Below are 5,622 nucleotides of genomic sequence, written 5' to 3' on the forward strand. Positions count from 1 at the left end.
GCCGCGGCCGTGGCTGGCGCCGGTACCGGAGCCGGCGCGGGGCGCTGGAGCGCGTCGACCTTCGATGTCAGGGCCGCCAGTTGGTCGACGAGGGTTCTCACCTGCGCCTGCTGGTCCGCGACCGACTTGTTGAGGGCGCCGATGTCATCCTCGAGCTTCTGCTGGGTCGCGATCAGATCCGGTAGCGCCTCCTTGTCGCCCGCGGCTGCCGCTTTTTCGCCAGCCGCTGCGTTGCCCAGCGAGGGAACCAGCGGCGCGATTTGCGGCCAGGCGTAGACACCCCCGGCGCCCGCAAGGGCGAGGATGATGACGATCAACAGGAGCCACGGCCAGCGGCGGCGAGCGGCAGGAGGCAGGCTTGACGGCGCATGGCTGTCCCATGCCTGATCGGAATCGTTGATCACCCATGCTTCCTAGTCTGCTTCGGCAGCTGTTGCAATCGATGCCGAGTCTGACCACTTTGGCTTGCATGTCCCCCTCGTCCGGAGCCCCATTGGCGCCCACACATACGTCCCAACTTCTTGAGGAACTCGTCGCTCAAGCACCGGACGGCCCCGTCGATCTCGAATGGCTCCTCAGCAACCTGGACAAGCGGTCGTTTGGCCTTCTCCTGCTGCTCCTGGGGCTGCTGGTGATCATTCCCGGCGTCGCGACCATCGCGACGCTGGCGCTGCTGTTTCCGGCGGTCGAGATGATGCTCGGCCACAGCGCGCCGTCGTTCCCGCGTTTCGTCTCGAAGCGACAGTTCGACTTCAAGCGCTTCAAGCGATTCACCGTCCTCGTCCGCCCGATGCTCCAGGCGATCGAGCGTCTCAGCCGGCCGCGCTGGGATGCGCGTCGCGATGTGATCGACCGCCTCGTCGGGCTGGTCGTGTTTCTGCTGGCCTTCTCGGCAGGCTGGCCGCTGCCTCTGGTCAACGTCATTCCGGGAATGGTGGTCGTCCTGATTGCGATCGCCTACCTGCAGGAGGACGGCCTGTTGCTGGCGATTGCGATGGCGGCAGCGCTGATTTCCCTGGCTGGGCTCGGATGGACGCTGTGGGCATCGTTCACTGCCGTGATGAACTGGATGGGGCTGTGACGTTCGACGGCAGGGGCAAAGCCAAGGGCAGGTCCAAGGCAAGGTCTAAAGTAAGATCCAAGCGCTGCTCCATGTCCTGACACGGGGGTCGACATCTCGCGCGGGCATGATCATTATCTCGCCGGACGTCGCGGCAAACAGCGACGCGAATGGGGAGAACAAATGCGTTGCATCACGCTCGCGGCAATCGCCGCACTCAGCCTTGCTTCCACGTCGGCGATTCTCGCTGCCGACAAGAAGTACGATCCCGGCGCCAGCGATACCGAAATCAAGATCGGGCAGACCATGCCTTACAGCGGTCCGGCCTCGGCGTATGGCACGCAGGGCAGGGCTGAGGCCGCCTATTGGAAGATGATCAACAGCCAGGGCGGCATCAACGGCCGGAAGATCACGCTCCTGAGCATGGACGACGGCTACAGCCCGCCGAAGACGGTGGAGCAGACCCGCAAGCTCGTGGAGCAGGATGAGATCCTTGCCAACATCGGCTCACTGGGCACGCCGACCAATTCGTCGATTCAAAAATATCTGAACGGCAAGAAGATCCCGCATCTGCTGATCTCCACCGGGGCCTCGAAGTGGAACGACCCGAAGGAGTTTCCCTGGACCACGCCGTTCTATCCGCCCTATGCGCAGGAAGCGAAGATCTACGCAAAGTACATCGCCAAGGAGCTGCCCAACGCCAAGATCGGCGTGATCTATCAGAACGACGATTTCGGCAAGGATTATCTGAAGGGCTTCAAGGAGGGGCTGGGAGAGAAGGCCGGCCTGATCGTCAAGGAGCTCAGCTACGAGGTGACCGATCCGACGATCGATTCCCAGATCGTCAACCTGAAGGCCGCGGGCGCCGACGTGCTGATGACAATCACGACGCCGAAGTTCGGCGCGCAGGCGATCCGCAAGGTTACCGATCTCGGCTGGAAGCCGACGCACTTCATCGTCTCGGTCGCCAGTTCGATCGGCGGTGTGCTCGAGCCTGCCGGCCTGGAAGCATCCACCGGCCTCATGACGGCACTCGCGACCAAGGTGGTGGGCGACCCGGCGTGGGACACCGACAAGGGCGTGCAGGACTATCTCGCCTTCATGAAGCAGTGGTATCCCGAAGGCAATCCGATCGATGGCAGCAACCAGATCGGTTATCTGTCGGCGCAGTTCACCGCCATCATCCTGAAGAACTGCGGTGACGAGCTGACGCGCGAGAACCTGCTGAAGCAGGCTACCAACCTGAGCAAGGTATCGCTGCCGCTGTTGCTTCCGGGCATCACGGTCTCGGTGTCGCCGACCAACTATTCCACCTTCGACACGTTCAAGCTCGCGAAGTTCGACGGCAAGACCTGGAAGTTCTTCGGGGAGAACATCAGCACCGCGTCGCGCTGACGACAAGTGAGCGGCGGCCACGCTGCTTGGCATCCAGGGGACGCAGCAAAGGTGGCTGCGTCCCCGTGGAGCGCGCACCTCTCGACGTTTCCAACCGACCAGTCTTGAGGTAGCCTGTCGCGACCTTGAACGTGACGAGCCGGCCATGCTCACGCTCTATTCCTATCCGCCCTTGTTCGGCGTCGCCGACAACAATGGCTACGGCCTGAAGGTGTTCGCCTTTCTGAAGCTCGCCGGCGTGCCGTTCAGGCACGAGCACATTTTTGATGCCTCGAAGGCGCCGCGCCAGCAATTGCCCTATATCGTCGACGGCGATGACAGCGTCGGCGACAGCGAGACCATTCTCGCCTATGTCACCGAAAAATATGGCGTCACGCTGGACGCGGCGCTGACGCCGGCCCAACGCGCGACCAATCTCCTCGTCACGCGGACGCTCGACGATCTCTACTGGGTGATGTCCTATTCGCGCTGGCAGGACGAGCGCTACTGGCCCCAGTTCCGCGATGCGCTCAAGCGCGAACATCCGGGCCTCACCGACGACGGATTGATGAAGGCCCAGGCGTTCAACGCCCAGCGCTATTACTACCAAGGCATCGGCCGCTTCTCGCCTGATGCCGCGATGGCCCGCGGGCTCGCCGATCTGGCCGCACTCGCGAGCCTGATCCCGGCGCAAGGCTATGTGCAGGGCGACCGACCGACGACCATCGACGCCGGTATCTATGGCTTCGTGGCCAACATCTATTTCTACGACATCGATACGCCGTTGAAGACATTCGTGGTCGCGCACGACGCTCTGGCACGACATTGCCGTGCCATCCACGCGGCAGTCGCCCTCTGATCCAGGCGCAGCTCGCCTACCCGTGCAACTAAGGTCCTTGATAAAACTCCTGCGTTAGGCAACCATACCTCCACGGGGCCATGCAAAGGCCCTCGCCCTTCAGGCGAGGAGGACAGTCTTGAACGGACAGATGCATCCGGCGGCACCGCACCATCTACCGTTCTTCGTTCCTGGTCCCGACGGCACCGACACCCTGATGTTGGTGATGGGCATTTTCCTGGTCGCGACCATCCTGTGGGTCGGTACGCTGTACTGGAAGCTGCACAGCCTGCCGGAGCGGATGGCGCACAAGTCGCAGAAGCTGCAATTCGAGCTCGTCGCCGTCCTCGGCCTGATCTCGCTGTTCACGCACATGCACATCTTCTGGATTGCGGGCTTGCTGCTCGCGATGATCGACCTGCCGGACTTCAGCACGCCGCTGCGCAGCATCGCGGGATCGGTGGAGCGGATAGCCGATGCCACGCCGCCGAGGCGCGCGCCGGCATCGGAGCCGGACGCAAGCCCTTCCGCAGAAGAGGGACAGGGCCATGCTTGAGCTTCTGCTGTGCTCCCTTTTCACGATCCTGCCGGACTATCTCTATCGCCGCTATCGGCAGGGCAAGCGCTTCGGCAAGGAGATCACGTTCTTCTCGGTCTGGTACGAGCTGAGATGGGGCATCACCGGTTGCCTGATGCTGACGATCGCGCTGATCACCATGATCTTCTACTATCATCCGTCAACCAGCTCGGCGGCGATCTACTTCCGCACCGTGCCCATCCTCCCCGAAGTTGCCGGCCGCGTCGCCGAAGTGAATGTCGGCTACAGCGCCCCGGTGAAGATGGGCGATGTTCTGTTCAGGCTCGACAATACCAAGCAGCAGGCTGCGCTGGAGACGGCGAAGCGCAAGATCGCAGAGGTCGATGCGTCACTGGCCAGTGCACGCGCCGATGTGGTCAAGGCCGACGCCCAGGTCGGCGAGGCCAAGGCGGCCTGGCAGCAGGCCAAGGACGAACTGGACAGCAAGAGCGAGTTGCAGCGCCGCAATCCCGGCATCGTGCCGCAGCGCGACATCGAGAAGCTGCAGGTAGCCGTCAATCAGAGGCAGGCAGTCATCGACGCGACCAACGCGGCGCGGGAGACTGCGGGGCTGCGCGTCTCCACGCTGCTGCCCGCCGAGAAGGCGAGCGCAGAGGCGGCGATGGCGGAGGCGCAGGTCGATCTCGACAAGACCTATATTCGCGCCGGCGTCGACGGGCGGGTCGAGCAATTCATGCTGCGGACCGGCGACGTCGTCAATCAGATGATGCGCCCGGCCGGGATATTGATCCCCGAAGGCGCGGGCCGCAGCGTGCTGCAGGCCGGCTTCGGCCAGATCGAGGCCCAGGTCATGAAGCCCGGCATGATCGCCGAGGCGACCTGCATCTCGAAGCCCTGGGTGATCATCCCGCTCGTCGTCACCGGCGTGCAGGACTACATCGCCGCCGGTCAATTCCGCTCCGGCGAGCAGTTGATCGATCCGCAAGCCCTGCGCCAGCCGGGCTCGATCCTCACGTTCCTGGAGCCGCTGTATGCAGGCGGCCTTGAGGGCGTCACGCCGGGCTCCAGTTGCATTGTCAATGCCTACACCAGCAACCACGATGTGATCGCCGATCCGAAGACTGGCGCGCTCAAGGGATTTGCCTTGCATGTCGTCGACGCGACGGGGCTCGTGCACGCGCTCCTGCTGCGGATTCAGGCCTTGCTGCTGCCGGTCAAGACGCTGGTGCTGAGCGGCCACTGAGCCACGTTCGCGCGGTGTTGCCGATTGGACACGACGGGCAAATCAGTAGAACGCGTCAAGTGGTCGGGACGAAAATATTTCGGTTTATCGGAATGACAATTCGGTGTATGGTCTGGGCGTCTCACCCGATCGAGGGGCGCTTCGCGATCGTCACGAACGCGGTGTGAGATGCGGTGGACGCCGAGGTCGCGACTGACGAGGGCGATCGAAGCGGACGGCGAAATCGTGCAGGCCTGACGCCCTAGTGGTAGGTGTCTCCTCGCAAGACGCGAAAGCGTTCTTGTGAAGACGGTGACAACAAAGCCCAGTCTCGCCGGGGAGAGCACGTATAAGCCGTAAGCCATCGCGCAGGGAAAGCCGGATTGCTCCGGTTACACCTGTGGTCCTACCCCCGAGCTTTCTACCCAATGCTCGGGGCCCATGGGTGCAATCGGCACCCGGCTTTCCCTGCGCCCTCTGCAAGAGGAGGGCGGAACGAAGAGCAAAGCTCGGACGATTCTTGTCGCGAGAATGCGAGCGTTTGGCCTACCGACGTTGCCACACATTCGCTGTCGTCCCTGCGAAAGCAG

6 protein-coding genes are annotated in these 5,622 nt (G+C 63.0%); 5 read left to right on the top strand and 1 reads right to left on the bottom strand.

The features are described from left to right. On the bottom strand, positions 1-404 hold a 404-nt coding region (locus tag H8A95_RS41290; RefSeq protein WP_229188213.1), incomplete at its 3' end, for a SlyX family protein. 38 nt (positions 405-442) lie between these two features. On the opposite strand from H8A95_RS41290, the gene H8A95_RS41295 reads away from it, so the two are divergent. From H8A95_RS41295 to H8A95_RS41315, 5 genes are all read left to right on the top strand, one after another. After that, a complete protein-coding gene (locus H8A95_RS41295; RefSeq protein WP_163151223.1) occupies positions 443-1,081 on the top strand; it encodes an exopolysaccharide biosynthesis protein in 639 nt (212 codons plus the stop codon). A 162-nt stretch (positions 1,082-1,243) separates the two neighbouring features. Continuing rightward, positions 1,244-2,455, top strand: coding sequence for an ABC transporter substrate-binding protein (locus H8A95_RS41300; protein WP_229188214.1), 1,212 nt, complete (start codon positions 1,244-1,246; stop codon positions 2,453-2,455). Positions 2,456-2,600: 145 nt separating this feature from the next. Continuing rightward, positions 2,601-3,293, top strand: a complete 693-nt coding sequence (locus tag H8A95_RS41305) for a glutathione S-transferase family protein (protein ID WP_229188215.1) — start codon at positions 2,601-2,603, stop codon at positions 3,291-3,293. 118 nt (positions 3,294-3,411) lie between these two features. Continuing rightward, the gene (locus H8A95_RS41310) at positions 3,412-3,828 is read left to right on the top strand and encodes a hypothetical protein (RefSeq protein ID WP_229188216.1); all 417 of its coding nucleotides are present in this window, start codon (positions 3,412-3,414) and stop codon (positions 3,826-3,828) included. After that, positions 3,821-5,053 carry an HlyD family secretion protein gene (locus tag H8A95_RS41315; protein ID WP_229188217.1) on the top strand — a complete coding sequence of 411 codons (1,233 nt, stop codon included), beginning with the start codon at positions 3,821-3,823 and terminating at the stop codon, positions 5,051-5,053. Before H8A95_RS41310 ends, H8A95_RS41315 begins: the two co-directional genes overlap by 8 nt. Positions 5,054-5,622: the final 569 nt, after the last annotated feature.

Origin of the sequence: Bradyrhizobium oropedii (assembly GCF_020889685.1) — a bacterium.
Classification (GTDB): Bacteria; Pseudomonadota; Alphaproteobacteria; order Rhizobiales; family Xanthobacteraceae; genus Bradyrhizobium; species Bradyrhizobium oropedii.

What these genes read in the sequence shown, in the direction of transcription:
- H8A95_RS41295 (WP_163151223.1), top strand. Translation starts at nt 443, where the DNA reads ATGCCGAGTCTGACCACTTTGGCTTGCATGTCCCCCTCGTCCGGAGCC.
- H8A95_RS41300 (WP_229188214.1), top strand. Translation starts at nt 1,244, where the DNA reads ATGCGTTGCATCACGCTCGCGGCAATCGCCGCACTCAGCCTTGCTTCC.
- H8A95_RS41305 (WP_229188215.1), top strand. Translation starts at nt 2,601, where the DNA reads ATGCTCACGCTCTATTCCTATCCGCCCTTGTTCGGCGTCGCCGACAAC.
- H8A95_RS41315 (WP_229188217.1), top strand. Translation starts at nt 3,821, where the DNA reads ATGCTTGAGCTTCTGCTGTGCTCCCTTTTCACGATCCTGCCGGACTAT.